At 68.2% G+C, this 14840-nt stretch carries 13 protein-coding genes; 9 read left to right on the top strand and 4 right to left on the bottom strand.

Going from position 1 to position 14840, the window contains the following annotated elements:
- Positions 1-11: 11 nt before the first annotated feature.
- From ACLQ3J_RS02850 to ACLQ3J_RS02840, 3 genes are read left to right on the top strand one after another with little or no spacing between them, the layout of a single operon-like run.
- A complete protein-coding gene (locus tag ACLQ3J_RS02850; RefSeq protein WP_425902078.1) occupies positions 12-956 on the top strand; it encodes an ABC transporter ATP-binding protein in 945 nt (314 codons plus the stop codon).
- The gene (locus ACLQ3J_RS02845) at positions 953-1750 is read left to right on the top strand and encodes an ABC transporter permease (RefSeq protein WP_169621884.1); all 798 of its coding nucleotides are present in this window, start codon (positions 953-955) and stop codon (positions 1748-1750) included. Before ACLQ3J_RS02850 ends, ACLQ3J_RS02845 begins: the two co-directional genes overlap by 4 nt.
- A gap of 54 nt (positions 1751-1804) precedes the next feature.
- Positions 1805-2770: a COX15/CtaA family protein gene (locus ACLQ3J_RS02840; RefSeq protein ID WP_169621883.1), complete on the top strand. Its 966-nt coding sequence runs from the start codon at positions 1805-1807 to the stop codon at positions 2768-2770.
- An 85-nt stretch (positions 2771-2855) separates the two neighbouring features.
- Here ACLQ3J_RS02840 and ACLQ3J_RS02835 read toward each other — a convergent pair whose 3' ends face one another.
- Positions 2856-3209, bottom strand: a complete 354-nt coding sequence (locus tag ACLQ3J_RS02835; protein ID WP_169621882.1) for a hypothetical protein — start codon at positions 3207-3209, stop codon at positions 2856-2858.
- Between the two features lie 22 nt (positions 3210-3231).
- Here ACLQ3J_RS02835 and ACLQ3J_RS02830 point away from each other — a divergent pair, with 22 nt between their 5' ends.
- Positions 3232-4197, top strand: coding sequence for a quinone oxidoreductase family protein (locus ACLQ3J_RS02830; protein ID WP_169621881.1), 966 nt, complete (start codon positions 3232-3234; stop codon positions 4195-4197).
- A gap of 73 nt (positions 4198-4270) precedes the next feature.
- On the opposite strand, the gene ACLQ3J_RS02825 is transcribed toward ACLQ3J_RS02830, so the two are convergent.
- Positions 4271-5248: a heme o synthase gene (locus ACLQ3J_RS02825; RefSeq protein WP_169621880.1), complete on the bottom strand. Its 978-nt coding sequence runs from the start codon at positions 5246-5248 to the stop codon at positions 4271-4273.
- 212 nt (positions 5249-5460) lie between these two features.
- On the opposite strand from ACLQ3J_RS02825, the gene tkt reads away from it, so the two are divergent.
- Genes tkt through pgl form a run of 5 tightly spaced genes read left to right on the top strand, consistent with a single transcriptional unit; the run spans position 5461 to position 11916 of the window.
- The gene (gene tkt, locus ACLQ3J_RS02820) at positions 5461-7563 is read left to right on the top strand and encodes a transketolase (protein ID WP_425902076.1); all 2103 of its coding nucleotides are present in this window, start codon (positions 5461-5463) and stop codon (positions 7561-7563) included.
- Between the two features lie 4 nt (positions 7564-7567).
- On the top strand, positions 7568-8713 hold the full coding sequence (gene tal / locus ACLQ3J_RS02815; RefSeq protein WP_169621878.1) for a transaldolase: 1146 nt from the start codon (positions 7568-7570) through the stop codon (positions 8711-8713).
- A 2-nt stretch (positions 8714-8715) separates the two neighbouring features.
- Positions 8716-10257, top strand: a complete 1542-nt coding sequence (gene zwf, locus ACLQ3J_RS02810) for a glucose-6-phosphate dehydrogenase (protein ID WP_169621877.1) — start codon at positions 8716-8718, stop codon at positions 10255-10257.
- Entirely contained in the window at positions 10254-11162 is a 909-nt protein-coding gene (gene opcA / locus ACLQ3J_RS02805; RefSeq protein ID WP_346765167.1) for a glucose-6-phosphate dehydrogenase assembly protein OpcA, read from the top strand. Before zwf ends, opcA begins: the two co-directional genes overlap by 4 nt.
- On the top strand, positions 11155-11916 hold the full coding sequence (gene pgl, locus ACLQ3J_RS02800) for a 6-phosphogluconolactonase (protein ID WP_296550754.1): 762 nt from the start codon (positions 11155-11157) through the stop codon (positions 11914-11916). The genes opcA and pgl overlap by 8 nt, the downstream gene beginning before the upstream one ends.
- A gap of 325 nt (positions 11917-12241) precedes the next feature.
- Here pgl and ACLQ3J_RS02795 read toward each other — a convergent pair whose 3' ends face one another.
- Positions 12242-14017, bottom strand: a complete 1776-nt coding sequence (locus tag ACLQ3J_RS02795; protein WP_169621874.1) for a GMC family oxidoreductase N-terminal domain-containing protein — start codon at positions 14015-14017, stop codon at positions 12242-12244.
- Complete coding sequence (locus ACLQ3J_RS02790; RefSeq protein ID WP_169621873.1) at positions 14018-14698, bottom strand: hypothetical protein; 681 nt, start codon at positions 14696-14698, stop codon at positions 14018-14020.
- Positions 14699-14840: the final 142 nt, after the last annotated feature.

The raw sequence follows: 14840 nt of genomic DNA, 5'->3' as shown, positions 1-14840 counted from the left end.
GCTGGAACCCTGTGACCCCGAGTTCTCCCTCCGCCGCAGTGCCGGCCGTGCGCCTGGACGGCGTTGTGAAGACCTATGGGGGCGTCACCGCGGTGGACCGCCTCGACCTGACGGTCGAACGCGCCCAGGTGCTCGCCCTGCTCGGCCCGAACGGCGCCGGGAAGACGACCACCGTCGAGATGTGCGAGGGGTTCGTGACGCCCGATGCGGGCTCCGTCCGGGTGCTCGGACTCGATCCGGTCGCCGACTCCGACGCGCTGCGGCCACGGATCGGCGTGATGCTGCAAGGCGGCGGCGCCTACCCCGGGTCCCGTGCGGGCGAGATGCTCGAGCTCGTGGCCGCCTACTCGGCAGATCCCCTCGATCCGGACTGGTTGCTCCATCGTCTCGGCCTGGAGGAAGCGCGGCGTACCCCCTACCGGCGGTTGTCCGGAGGCCAGCAGCAGCGTCTCGCGCTGGCGTGCGCCCTGGTCGGCCGACCCGAACTGGTGTTCCTCGACGAGCCCACAGCCGGTCTCGACGCACAGGCCCGGCTGCTGGTCTGGGAATTGATCGACGCGTTGCGCCGCGACGGCGTGAGCGTGCTGCTGACCACGCACCTGATGGACGAAGCCGAAGAACTCGCCGACGAAATCGTGATCATCGATCACGGCAGCGTCGTGGCGGCGGGAACCCCGGAAGAAGTCATGCGCACCGGCGCGGAGGGCCAGTTGTGGGTGACGGCCCCGCCCGCTCTCGACGTGGCACCGCTGCAATCCGCGCTGACCGGCACCTGCCGGGTCCGCGAAGCACTCCCCGGCCGCTACCTGATCGAAGGTGCGGTCGAACCGTCCGTCGTCGCCGCGGCAGCGCAGTGGTGCGAGAAGCTGGGTGTGCTGGCCACCGAGATCCGGGTGGACCAGCGCAGCCTCGAGGACGTGTTCCTCGAACTGACCGGACGGGAGCTGAGAGGGTGAGCGTGACCCACGACCGACTGGCGAACAATCGATTCGCCGAGGGGACCTTCACGCCCCGTCCCACTCCGAATGCGCCGGCGAGGATGCTCGCGGCGCAGACGCGGATGGAGCTGAAACTACTGCTGCGCAACGGCGAGCAGTTGCTGCTGACGATGTTCATCCCCATCACGCTGCTGATCGGTCTCACCCTGCTGCCGATCGCCGATCTCGGTGAGGACCGTGCCGCCCGCGTTCTTCCCGCCGTGATGATGGTGGCGATCATGTCGACCGCCTTCACCGGGCAAGCGATCGCCGTCGGATTCGACCGCAGATACGGTGCATTGAAAAGAATCGGTGCGACCGCACTCCCGAAGTGGGGCATCATCGCAGGTAAAAGCGGTGCTGTCGGGATCGTAGTGGTGCTGCAATCAATTCTCCTCGGAGGAATCGGCGTCGCGCTCGGATGGCGGCCCACCGCGGTGGGACTGCTCGTCGGCGCCGTCGTGATCGCGCTCGGAACGGTGATGTTCGCGACCCTCGGACTGTTGCTCGGCGGCACGCTGCGGGCCGAGATCGTGCTCGCGCTGGCGAACATCGTCTGGTTCGTGCTCCTCGGAATCGGCAGCATCGTGCTGCTCGACGATGTCGTTCCTGACGCGCTGCTGCATGTCGTGCGCCTCGTGCCGTCGGGCGCGCTGACGCTGGCGCTCGACACCGCCGTGGCGGGCGGCGTGGACTGGCTGTCGATCGCCGTTCTGGTGGTGTGGACGGCGATCGGCGGGACCGCCGCTGTGAGATGGTTCCGGTTCACCTGATCGGCCCAGCACCCAACTACACGTTGTAGTGGACGACGCCGTAGCATCGGGGCCGTGTTGTATCGCGGCTACCTGAGCCTTGTCGACCGTCTCCCCTTGCCGTCTCTCCGGGCGCAGCGGATCATCGCGTTCCTGACGATCCTCACCCAGGGCGGCATCGCAGTGACCGGTTCCGTGGTCCGCGTGACCGCGTCCGGGCTCGGCTGCCCCACCTGGCCGCAGTGCTTCCCGGGATCGCTGGTCCCGGTCGGGGTGTCGAGCAACGTCCACACCCTGCACCAGGTCGTCGAGTTCGGAAACAGACTGCTCACGTTCGTGGTCGTCGCTGTCGCGGCGGCCATCGTCCTCGCTGTGACCCGGGCGCGCCGTCGCAAGGAAGTGATCGCGTGGGCGTGGCTCATGCCCGCCGGCACCGTGGTCCAGGCGATCCTCGGCGGAATCACCGTCCTCGCGGGCCTGGTGTGGTGGACCGTGGCGATCCACATGCTCGCCTCCATGCTGATGGTCTGGCTCGCAGTCATCCTCTACGCCAAGGTCGGAGAACCGGACGACGGGATCGTCGTGCAGGTGCTGCCCCAGCCGTTGCGCTGGCTCACCGCTCTGTCCGCCGTCGCGCTGGCGGGCGTCCTCGTCCTGGGCACCATGGTGACCGGTGCGGGACCACACGCCGGTGACAAGAGCATCGACAACCCGGTGCCTCGCCTCGACCTCGACATCACGATGCTGGTCCACCTGCACGCGGAAGCACTCGTCGGCTATCTCGCACTGCTCGTCGGCCTCGCGTTCGCCGTGTACGCCCTCCACGCCCCCGAAGCGGTCAAGACCCGACTGAAGGTCGTCCTCGCCCTCGTCGCCGCCCAGGCATGTATCGGACTCGTGCAGTTCTGGACCGACGTGCCTGCCGTGCTGGTCGTGCTGCACGTCGCCGGCGCCGGGCTGTGCACCGCCGCGACCGCCGCCGTCTGGGCCGCCGGACGGATCCGGACCACCGCACCGGTGCCCGAACCGGTCACCGTCTGACTCCTCACAGACCGTCCCCCATACAGACCTCGGGGCCGTCCACATCGTCGATGTGGACGGCCCCGAGGTCTGTGTCGGGCAGGTGTCAGGAGCGAATCGGGTGCTCGTTGCGTGCCTTCGGGAACCGCGCCTGACGGGCGACCCAGCCGGCCATCTTCTTCCAGTGCCCGGGCTGCGGATTGACGATGCTGGTCAGTTCCCGGTCCCACTCGGAGACGGTGACGTCCGGCAACGCGTCGATGACGGCGTGGGCGGTCGGCAAGTCCTTCGCGACTCGATCACCGAGCGTCCCGTCGGCGGCGACGACGGTGACCCGGACCCCGGACCGGCCGATCGGCTGCAGCACGGCCTTGCCGGAGCCGCCGTGCTCGGCGACGAAGGTGCGAATGGACGAGACGATGGCGGCCGGTGCGGCCGCGACCTCTGTTTCGGCGCTCATGAAAGCAGAATACTGTGACGGAATGCGCGCAATCGAAGTGGCACAGTTCGGAGGTCCCGACGTCCTCGTTCCGGTGGAACGTCCCGACCCGCAGCCCGGCCCCGGCGACCTGCTCGTCCGCACCGACGCCATCGGCGTGAACTTCATCGACACCTATTTCCGCACCGGTATGTACCCCACCGACCTGCCGTACGTTCCGGGCTCGGAGGGCACCGGCACGGTCGTCGCAGTCGGCGAGGGCGTCGAGGACGGGCGGATCGGCACGCGGGTGTCGTGGTGCGCGGCCCCCGGCTCGTATGCGGAACTCGTCTGCGTCCCCGAGGCCGTGGCGGTACCGGTCCCGGACGGCGTGCCCACCGAGCAGGCGGCGTCTGCGCTGCTGCAGGGCATGACCGCGCACTACCTGATCGAGTCGGTGTATCCCGCCCGGGCCGGCGACACCGTGCTCGTGCACGCGGGTGCCGGCGGCGTGGGTCTGCTGCTCACCCAGTTGGCCGCAAAGAAGGGCGTACGGGTGATCACCACCGTCTCGTCCGATGCCAAGGAAGCCCTGTCCCGCGACGCCGGTGCGGCCGAAGTCCTGCGCTACGACGACGACATCGCAGCCCGGGTCCGGGAACTCACCGGCGGTGAGGGCGTCGCCGCGGCGTACGACGGGGTCGGTGCGGCAACGTTCGAGGCGTCCCTCGCCTCGGTCCGTATCCGCGGCATGGTCGCGTTGTTCGGTGCGGCGAGCGGCCCGGTTCCGCCGTTCGACCTGCAGCGCCTCAACCCCGCGGGTTCACTGTTCGTCACCCGCCCTACCCTCGCGCACTACACACGCACCCGCGAAGAGCTGCTCTGGCGGGCGGGGGACGTGTTCGCGGCGATCGCCGACGGATCCCTGCACGTCCGTGTCGGTGCGACCTACCCGCTGGCGGACGCCGCCCGGGCGCACACGGATCTCGCTGCCCGCCGGACGACCGGCTCCGTCGTCCTGATTCCCTGAGCAACGACCGCACAACGCAAAGCCCCCGCTCCGGTGTGGAGCGGGGGCTTCGTCGTGATCAGGGGATCCGGGATCAGAAGTAGGAGCCGATCGTCGGCAGGGCCAGCACCGAGTCGACCGCGAGGCCGAGGCATACCAGCGCCAGGTAATTGTTGGACTGCAGGAACAGCTTGAGCGGCTTGACCGACGCGCCGCCCCGCACGCTGCTGTAGAGCTGGTGCGCGACGAACAGGAACCACGCTCCGGCGAGGACGGCGAACACGGCGTAGATGATGCCGGCGGCGGGCACGATCACGAGGGTCGCGATCACGGTCGCCCAGGTGTACAGGAGGATCTGCTTGGTGACGTGCTGCTCTGTCGCGATCACGGGCAGCATCGGCACGCCGGCCGCCTTGTAGTCCTCCTTGTACCGCATCGCCAGCGCCCACGTGTGCGGCGGCGTCCAGAAGAAGATGACGAGGAACAATACGACCGGTTCCCAGCTGAGCGATCCGGTGACGGCGGCCCAGCCGACCATCACGGGCATGCATCCTGCCGCGCCGCCCCAGACGACGTTCTGCCAGGTACGACGCTTGAGCACCATCGTGTAGACGAGGACGTAGAACGCGATGGTCGCGACGACCAGCAGACCCGACAGCAGGTTCGCCCGCCACCACAACCACGCGAAGGAAGCCACACCCAGCAGGACGCCGAAGACGAACGCATTGCGGGTCGGCACGGTCTGACGTGCGAGGGGACGAAGCGCGGTCCGCTTCATCACCTTGTCGATGTCGGCGTCGACCACACAGTTGAGCGAATTGGCGCTCGCCGCACCCATCCAGCCACCGAACAGGGTGCTCAGGATCAGGACGATGTCGACGTGGCCCCGGTCGGCGAACAGCATCGCGGGGATGGTTGCGACCAGCAGCAGCTCGATGACACGCGGCTTCGTGAGCGCGATGTAGGCGAGCACGGTGCCCGAGAGACGTCCCCACGCGGTGTCGGGGCGGGGAGCGCCTGGCGCTTCGGGGGCGCCGAATCCGTGTCCCTTCGGCCGTTGCCCTGCCCGCACACTGTCTCCTTGCACCACGCGAATCCGCACTTTCGCTCGCCCGTTCACGGTCGCCCGGGTCCGGACGCTCCTTCTACTACAAACGATGGTAGACGGCGGACCCGCCCCGACCGAATCGACCCGCTCCGCGGCGCGCACTACTCTTAAGGAGCGCGCGGGCCAACTTCTACCCGCAGGCACCCCGTACACCCCATGTCAGGAGAACTCTGCTCGTGTCGATCACAGACGAGATCCGCACCCTCACTCAGCCGGCGCATCCGGCCGACTGGACCGACCTGGACACCAAGGCGGTCGACACGGCCCGCGTGCTCGCCGCCGATGCGGTGCAGAAGGTCGGCAACGGGCACCCCGGCACCGCGATGAGCCTCGCTCCGCTCGCCTACACCCTCTACCAGCGCGTGATGCGTCACGACCCGACCGATCCGAAGTGGGTCGGTCGCGACCGTTTCGTGCTGTCGTGCGGCCACTCCAGCCTGACCCTGTACATCCAGCTGTACCTGTCGGGATACGGCGTCGAACTCGCCGACCTCGAGGCGCTGCGCACGTGGGGCTCGCTGACCCCGGGACACCCCGAGTACGGGCACACCGCGGGCGTCGAGATGACCACCGGACCGCTCGGCCAGGGCCTCGCGTCCGCCGTCGGTATGGCCATGGCCGCCCGTCGCGAGCGCGGCCTGTTCGATCCGGACACCGCTCCGGGTGAGAGCCCGTTCGATCACTTCGTCTACGTGATCGCTTCCGACGGTGACATCGAAGAGGGCGTCACGTCCGAGGCTTCGTCGCTCGCCGGCGTGCAGGAACTCGGCAATCTGATCGTCTTCTACGACGCCAACAAGATCTCGATCGAGCACGACACCACGATCGCGCTCGGTGAGGACGTGGCGAAGCGGTACGAGGCGTACGGCTGGCACGTGCAGACCGTCGACGGCGGCGAGAACGTCACCGGGATCCTCGAGGCCGTCGAGGCCGCCAAGGCGGTCACCGATCGTCCGTCGCTCATTTCCGTGCGCACGATCATCGGCTATCCGGCTCCGACCAAGATGAACACCGGCGACGTGCACGGCGCTGCGCTCGGCACCGACGAGGTCGCCGCCGTGAAGAAGGTGCTCGGCTTCGATCCCGAGAAGAACTTCGACGTCGATCCGGCTGTGATCGAGCACGCCCGTGGCGTCATCGAGCGCAACGCCAAGGTGCGCGAGGCGTGGCAGGCCGACTTCGACGCGTGGGCTCGGCGGGAGCCGCAGCGCAAGGAACTGTTCGACCGTCTGTTCGCGGGTGAGTTCCCGGAGGGCTGGGTCGACGCCCTGCCGCTCTACGATCCGACCGACAGCGGTCCCGCGACCCGCAAGGCGTCGGGCAATGCGCTCGCGACGCTCGGCCCGATCCTGCCGGAACTGTGGGGCGGTTCCGCCGACCTCGCCGGCAGCAACAACACCACGATCCCCGGTTCCGACTCGTTCGGTCCCGAGTCGATCTCCACCGACGAGTGGACTGCCCAGCCCTACGGCCGGACCCTGCATTTCGGTATCCGCGAGCACGCGATGGGTTCGATCCTCAACGGCATCGCGCTGCACGGCCCGACCCGCGCCTACGGCGGCACCTTCCTCGTCTTCTCCGATTACATGCGGCCCGCGGTCCGTCTCGCCGCGCTCATGCAGACACCGGCGATCTACGTGTGGACCCACGACTCGATCGGACTCGGTGAGGACGGCCCGACGCACCAGCCGATCGAGCACCTCGCCGCGCTGCGCGCGATCCCCAACCTCGCGGTGATCCGTCCGGCCGATGCCAACGAGACGTCCTTCGCATGGAAGTCGGCTCTCGAGAACAAGACGGGCCCGACCGCGCTGGCACTCACCCGCCAGAACGTGCCGGTTCTCGAAGGAACCCGGGAGAAGGCCGCCGAGGGTGTCGCCCGCGGCGCATACGTGCTCGTCGAAGCGTCCACCGGAACCCCCGAGGTCGTGCTGCTCGCAACCGGTTCGGAGGTCGAACTGGCCGTGGCCGCGCGCGAGACCCTCGAGGCCGAGGGTGTGCCCACCCGCGTCGTCTCGGTGCCGGTGCTCGACTGGTTCCTCGAGCAGGATCAGGCATACCGCGACGAGGTGCTGCCGCCGTCGGTTCGTGCCCGTGTCTCCGTCGAGGCCGGTCTCGCGCTCCCGTGGTACCGGCTCATCGGCGACGCCGGCGAGGCCGTGTCGCTCGAGCACTTCGGCGCTTCCGCCGACTTCAAGACCCTGTACCGCGAGTTCGGAATCACCGCAGAAGCCGTTGTCGACGCTGCGCACCGCTCGCTGACCACAGTGAAGGGATGATCGGATGACTTCGCAGACCACCGCGCAGAACGAGGTACTCGCCGCCCTCTCCGCCCAGGGCGTTTCGGTGTGGCTGGACGACCTGTCGCGTGAGCGGATCGAGTCCGGCAATCTCGCCGAACTGATCGCCACCCGGAGTGTCGTCGGCGTCACCACCAATCCGTCGATCTTCCAGGCGGCGTTGTCCAAGGGACACGCGTACGACGCGCAGGTTCGTGAGCTGGCAGCGGGCGGTGCGGACGTCGAGGAAACCATCCTCGCCGTCACCACCGACGACGTCCGCTCGGCGTGCGACGTGCTCGCTCCCGTGTACGAGGCGACCGGCGGGCTCGACGGCCGCGTGTCGATCGAGGTCGATCCGCGCCTCGCTCACGCCACCGACGAGACCGTCGCGCAGGCGCTGGAGTTGTGGCGCGTCGTCGATCGCCCCAACCTGTTCATCAAGATCCCCGCGACCATGGCCGGGCTGCCGGCGATCGCACGCGTGATCGGCGAGGGCATCAGTGTGAACGTCACGCTGATCTTCTCCGTCGAGCGATACGAGCGGGTCATCGAGTCGTACCTGGACGGGCTGACCGCGGCCAAGGCCGCCGGCCACGATCTCTCGAAGATCCATTCGGTGGCATCGTTCTTCGTCTCCCGGGTCGACACCGAGATCGATGCGCGTCTCGAGGAGATCGGCACCGACGCGGCCCTGGCGCTGCGCGGCAAGGCGGGCGTCGCGAACGCCCGGCTGGCGTACGGCTCGTACCGCAAGGCCTTCGAGTCCGGTGCACGTTTCGAGCAGCTCGCAGAGGCGGGTGCGCTCCCGCAGCGTGCCCTGTGGGCGTCGACCGGGGTGAAGAACCCGGAGTACTCCGACACGATGTACGTCACCGAGTTGGTTGCTCCGAACACCGTGAACACGATGCCGGAGAAGACCCTCGAAGCGGTCGCCGACCACGGGGAGATCACCGGCGACACCGTCACCGGCAACATCGCCGCAGCGCAGCAGGTGTTCGACGCGCTCGCTTCCGCGGGGATCGACCTTCCGGACGTGTTCCGCAAGCTCGAAGAAGAAGGTCTCGAAAAGTTCGAAGCGTCCTGGAACGAGCTGCTGACGGCCACGTCGGAGCAGCTCACCGCCCACGCGCCCGGCGCGGAGGGCTGAACGTGAGCGAATCCGGGACGGCGGAGTGGGTGAACCCGCTGCGGGACAGCAGGGATCGCCGGCTACCCCGTATCGCGGGTCCGTGCGCTCTCGTCATCTTCGGCGTCACGGGCGATCTCGCCCGGCGCAAGCTGATGCCGGCGGTGTACGACCTGGCCAACCGCGGGCTCCTGCCGCCCGGATTCGCTCTTGTCGGATTCGCCCGCCGGGAGTGGGACGACGCCGAGTTCGGTGAAGTGGTGCATGACGCGGTGCGCAACAATTCGCGCACCCCGTTCCGCGAGGAGGTCTGGCAGCGACTCGCCGAAGGCATCCGCTTCGTCCAGGGCTCGTTCGACGACGACGCGGCGTTCGCCGAGCTCGCCGAGACCCTGCACAAGCTCGATCAGGAGCGGGGTACCGGCGGAAATCACGCCTTCTACCTGTCGGTTCCGCCCGACGCGTTCCCGGTGGTGTGCGGGCAACTGGCACGCTCGGGTCTCGCGGCGGCGCACGACGACTCGTGGAGCCGGGTGGTGATCGAGAAACCGTTCGGCCACAACCTCGAGAGTGCGCGTGAGCTCAATGCGGTCGTCGGCGAAGTGTTCTCCGAGGATTCGGTGTTCCGCATCGACCACTATCTCGGCAAGGAGACGGTTCAGAACATCCTGGCGCTGAGGTTCGCGAACCAGTTGTTCGATCCGATCTGGAACGCGCACTACGTCGACCATGTCCAGATCACCATGGCCGAGGACATCGGTCTCGGCGGACGAGCGGGATACTACGACGGGATCGGGGCGGCGCGCGACGTCATCCAGAACCATCTGCTGCAGTTGCTGGCGTTCACCGCGATGGAAGAGCCGATCAGCTTCGCGCCGTCCGAACTGCGCGCCGAGAAGATCAAGGTGCTGTCCGCGACCCGGCTTGCCGAACCCCTCGACGAGACCACGGCACGCGGTCAGTACACCGGTGGCTGGCAGGGCGGCGAACGTGTCGTCGGACTGCTCGAGGAAAAGGGCTTCGCGGCGGATTCGACGACCGAGACGTATGCGGCGATCACCCTCGAGGTGGACACCCGGCGGTGGGCCGGGGTCCCGTTCTATCTGCGGACCGGAAAACGGCTGGGCCGCCGGGTCACCGAGATCGCCGTCGTGTTCAAGCGTGCGCCCCACCTGCCGTTCGACACGACGATGACCTCCGACCTCGGCCAGAACGCACTCGTGATCCGGGTGCAGCCCGACGAAGGTGTCACGATGCGCTTCGGGTCGAAGGTGCCCGGCTCAGAGATGGAGGTGCGCGACGTGAGCATGGACTTCAGTTACGGTCAGGCGTTCACGGTGTCCTCCCCCGAGGCGTACGAACGACTGCTGCTCGACGTGCTGCTCGGAGAACCGTCCCTGTTCCCCGTGGACGAAGAGGTCGAGTTGTCCTGGAAGATCCTCGATCCGGTTCTCGACCATTGGGCCACGAAGGGCCGGCCCGAACCGTACGAGGCGGGAAGCTGGGGCACGGCGTCGTCCGACGAGATGCTGCGCCGCTCCGGCCGGGAATGGAGACGGCCGTGAGACTGCAATTGCGCAACACCTCCGCGGTGGACGTCAGCAAGAAGCTGGTCGAACTTCGCAGGACCGGCGGAATCGTCACTCAGGGCAGGGTTCTCACACTCGTCGTGTGCGCCGGCGAAGCCCGGGGAATCGAGGCGGCGATTTCTGCCGCCACCGATGCCGCCCGCGAGCATCCCTGCCGCGTCATCGTCGTCGGGCGGGGGCGGGCCGAAGGCCCCTCGCGCCTCGACGCGGAGATCCGCGTCGGTGGTGAGGCCGGCGCGTCCGAGGTGCTGATCCTCGCGCTCCACGGCGAACTCGCCGAGCACCAGGAGTCGGTCGTGGTGCCCTTCCTGCTGCCCGACACGCCTGTCGTGGCGTGGTGGCCCGGCCAGGCGCCGCCGGTTCCCGCACACGACCCCGTGGGCAGGTTGGCGGTGCGCCGGCTCACCGACACCACGAACGCCCTCGATCCGCGCGCCGATCTGTTCTCGCGGTTGTCCGGATACACCCCGGGTGACACCGACCTGGCATGGGCCCGGATCACCTACTGGCGCGCGCTGCTGGTCTCCGCGCTCGAACAACCGCCGTACGAGCAGGTCGTGTCAGCCCATGTCTCGGGCCTGCAGACCGAACCGGCCATCGACCTTCTCGCGGGATGGCTCGCGAGCCGCATCGACTGCCCGGTGCAGCGCGCGACCGGCGACCTGCGCGTCGAACTGCGCACCACCACGCAGACGATCGTGCTCGGCCGTCCGCAGGAGGGGCGTGTCGCGACGCTCGAACGAACCGACAAACCTGCGTCCTTGATCACGCTGGCACGGCGGGACTCCGCGGAGTGCCTCGCCGAAGAACTGCGCCGGCTCGACCCCGATGTCATCTACGAGGCCGCGCTGTCGGCCCTGCCGAAGGTGGAATATGTCTGATCCCGCCAAGACCCCGACCGAGGTATTGACCTTCGCCGACTCCGATGCCGTCGCACGCGCCGCGGCAAAGGCTTTCGTCGATGCGGTGGTGGCAGCACAAACCGAACGGCTCCAGGCCCACGTGGTGCTCACCGGCGGCGGAACGGGCATCGCCGTGCTCGAACACGTCGGGCGTGAGCAGGGCGGGATCGACTGGTCGGCCGTCAACGTGTACTTCGGCGACGAGCGGTTCCTGCCCCCGGGCGACCCCGAGCGCAACGAAGTACAGGCGCGGGCTGCGTTGCTCGACCACGTGCCGATCGACGAGGCGCGCATCCACACCATGCCTGCTCTCGGTGAGGACGGATGCACCACGCCGGCGGAGTCCGCCGAGCGCTATGCCCGACTCCTCGCAGCACAGTCCGCAGACGGGTCCGTGCCCGAATTCGACGTGCACCTGCTCGGCATGGGCGGCGAGGGGCACATCAACTCCCTCTTCCCGCACACCGCTGCGGTGCGCGAAACGGAGCGATTCGTCGTCGGAGTGGACGATTCACCGAAGCCGCCGCCGGCGCGGGTGACCTTGACGCTGCCCGCTGTGCAACGCGCCCGTCAGGTGTGGTTGCTGGTCGCCGGCGAGAACAAGGCCGACGCCGTAGCCGCGTCGGTCGGCGGAGCGGACCCGGAGGACATTCCCGCCGCCGGAGCGCACGGGCGCGAGCGCACCGTGTGGTTCGTCGACCCGGCTGCGGCCGCGAAACTTCCCACGTCCTGATCGGCGGCGGTTCCGCGCCGCCGAGTTATCGAGGGTCGCTGTCGCAGTCCGGATCGTCGGCCGGGATCTGCGGTGCGGTGTCGTCGGTGCCCTCCCTGACGCAGCGAAACTTTATGGACGAGCGGGGTCCGCGCGTCGCGCGTGAGGCAGCGAGCCGAGAGCGTCCGGGAACACATCGCGTCGTTCGTGGATCCATGCGGGTGGGCTCCTCCTGTGGTGGGCCGCCGTCGTTGTCGGCCCTTGTCACGTTCGACGCACCACCGGACCCTGCGGTTCCCACGCCGCAGGAAGAACCGGCGCTCCCCAAGCTCGGTCTCGCTGTCCCTTACAGCCCTCGCTCGATCACCGCGGCGGTGACCCGGTCGTCGATCGACGAGACCGGATTCTCACGCCCCACCCACACCTCACCGCCGAAGTACTTCTCGATGATCTTCTCCGCCGTCCGGGTGGCGACAGCCTGCGTGGTCAGCGTGGGGTTGGGGCCGCCGAGGCTGTTGGCGAGCGCCGAGTTGTCGGTGATGAACAGGCGCTTGACCCAACGTGATTCCGCATCGGCGTCGAGTACCGAGTTGTGTTCTTCGAGGCCCATCCGCATGCTCGACTGCGAATGCAGAATCAACGGCGGCCAGTCGCATCGGTGCACCGACTTGGCGCCCGCCGCGCGCATCAGTTCGACAGCCTTCCGGGTCGAGTATTCGCGATTGCGCTTCGTGCGCGCCGATCGATTTCTGTGGGCCATGGTCACTTTCGGCGCGAGTCCGCCTTCGCTCGGAAGCAGCACCGGCGACAACGTCACCCGGTTCTCCGGTTCGACGTCGTCGTCGGTGATGACGAGTGCCGCGAGCACCCGGTCGGTGTCGGCCATCGTATTCAGCAGATCGCGGCCCACGAGCCTTCCCATGGTGTCCGCTCCCGCGGAGTCGACCACGCCCCCCGCTCTTCCGTATCCGTGGATCCCGGAATCGCTGAAGTTCAGTGCGTACGCGATGAGCGCCGGTGGCAGACCGAGTTGCTCGACCCCGCCGTAGCCGGGAAGGTCGACGCGTGCATTCGAGCCGGGGCCTCTGGTCTGGCCCGTGTACTCGTCGAAGACCCCGAATACGCCGTCCATGTGGTGATCGGTCAAGCCACGGCCGACCCATCCGTTCGGGTTGGGGAGACCGGAACCGAGCCACAGTCGCGGCGACTCGACACATCCTGCGGCGAGAACGACGACGGGAGCCGTGGCCTCGTGCTCCGCGCCGTCGGCGGTGGTCGTGAACCGCACCCCACGCGCGGTGGTCTCCCCGTGGACCTCCTCGAAGAGGATCTTCGTGACGACGGCGTCGGAGACGAGTGTGACGGCACGGCCGTGGGGCGACCACGCGTCGGCGGTGAGCATCATCGGAACGTACGAATTATCGGTCGAGCGCTTGGCTTTCAGATTTCGTGGCGCTCCGAGCGGCAGGTAGCAACCCTGATAGCAGTGCCCACACATGGTGCATCCGCGTGCGTCGGGGTAGTGCAGCAGCGCGGGGTCGCGGGTGCGTCCGGCGGTTCCGCCGGGCTGCAGGATCGCGTTCTGCTGCGCACGGTACGACGGTCCTGTCGTGTCGAGCGTGGTCTGGTGTGTCAGGCCGAGGGCGGCGGCGCCACGGAGGAACACCTGCTCCTTGGCGCCCATCGGCGCCGTCTGCACCGGGAGTGTCGCCTCGACCCATTCGTAGTAGCGCCGCAACTCGTCGTAACCGAACGGGAACAGATGCGCGGTGTCGTACATGTCCCGGTCGGGACCGTCGTATCCGGCGAATGCACCTGCTGCCGCCCGAGGCGAATTACCGAAGAAGTGCAGGGTGGTGCCCCCGACGCCGGCGACCTGCCACACATACGATTGCTGAGGAACGTCGCGCAGCCACGGCGTCCGGGATCGATCACCGGGTCCTTGCCGCAGAAATCCTGTGATCGGGTTGTTGGCGTCGTCCTCGAAATGCGTCCACTCGTTCTCCGGGTCGGCGAAGCGTGGCCCGGCTTCGAGGACGAGGACATCGAGCCCGCGGGCGGCGAGTTCCTTCGCGACCACGGGGCCGCCCCCGCCCGACCCGATCACGATTACGTCGGTCATCTACGCCTCCACCTTGTCGATCCCGCGGTAGTACCCGATCACTTCGTCCCACCCATCGCTCGGCCCGGCGTAGTTGCTGAGGTCCCAGCCGACGGGACGGCCGGTCGTCTTCCGTTCGACCGGATCGAACGCCGACACCTCCGAGAACGCGGCGAACGCGGCGAGGGTGGGCAGCGCGTTGACCACGAACCTGATGATGAAATTCTCGAAGCGTGGGTCGGTGTCGAGCCACTCGAACACCAGCGCCTTCTTCGCAAAGTCCAGGTTGGCGAACGGCGCCGCGAACGGCCCGTTCGAAGCGCCCGGATCGGCGGTGGCAGCAAAGATGTTGAGCAGCACCGCAACTCCGGCTGCGCCCGGAAGGGGAACTCCCACTCCTCCGAACAGCGGAATCGCGAGCGCTCGGTCGAGGGTGCGCTCGAGTGACGCTGCCGTGCCCGGAGTCACCCCACCCGGCCGGTCCGTCGCCACCCCCTGATGATGCGAATAGGGGTCGTTTCCGGGAACCACGAACGAGAGCACACCGTTGATGGTGTCCCGGATCGGTGGTGCCGGGGCCGCGGGTTGAGCCCCCGCCGCGGGCGCGCCCACCACGCCCAGCGCGGCCAGTGCGGCACCACCGCCGATCAAGCCGGTCAGAAACTGCCGTCGGTTCCATGAACCGTCGTGTTCGCAGGCCACGCCGCCCCCCTCCGCCGGTGCAAAGACAACTTATGGGAGTGTACGGACGAACCGGTCGGAATTCGGGAGATGGGGCGACCGGCCGGGACCTACCGGCCGCGCCGGTTCGGTCACCCGTCGGCGGTCCGGTGGACCACACTGG

The sequence above is a fragment of the Rhodococcus sp. DT1 genome, assembly GCF_049844875.1.
Lineage (GTDB): Bacteria > Actinomycetota > Actinomycetes > Mycobacteriales > Mycobacteriaceae > Rhodococcus.
This window is presented reverse-complemented; position numbering and strand designations above follow the sequence as displayed.

Bases quoted from the DNA above. Each gene is read 5' to 3' on its own strand.
- ACLQ3J_RS02835 (WP_169621882.1), bottom strand. From the start codon at position 3,209: ATGAGCGCCGAAACAGAGGTCGCGGCCGCACCGGCCGCCATCGTCTCG.
- ACLQ3J_RS02830 (WP_169621881.1), top strand. From the start codon at position 3,232: ATGCGCGCAATCGAAGTGGCACAGTTCGGAGGTCCCGACGTCCTCGTT.
- tal (WP_169621878.1), top strand. From the start codon at position 7,568: ATGACTTCGCAGACCACCGCGCAGAACGAGGTACTCGCCGCCCTCTCC.
- pgl (WP_296550754.1), top strand. From the start codon at position 11,155: ATGTCTGATCCCGCCAAGACCCCGACCGAGGTATTGACCTTCGCCGAC.
- ACLQ3J_RS02795 (WP_169621874.1), bottom strand. From the start codon at position 14,017: ATGACCGACGTAATCGTGATCGGGTCGGGCGGGGGCGGCCCCGTGGTC.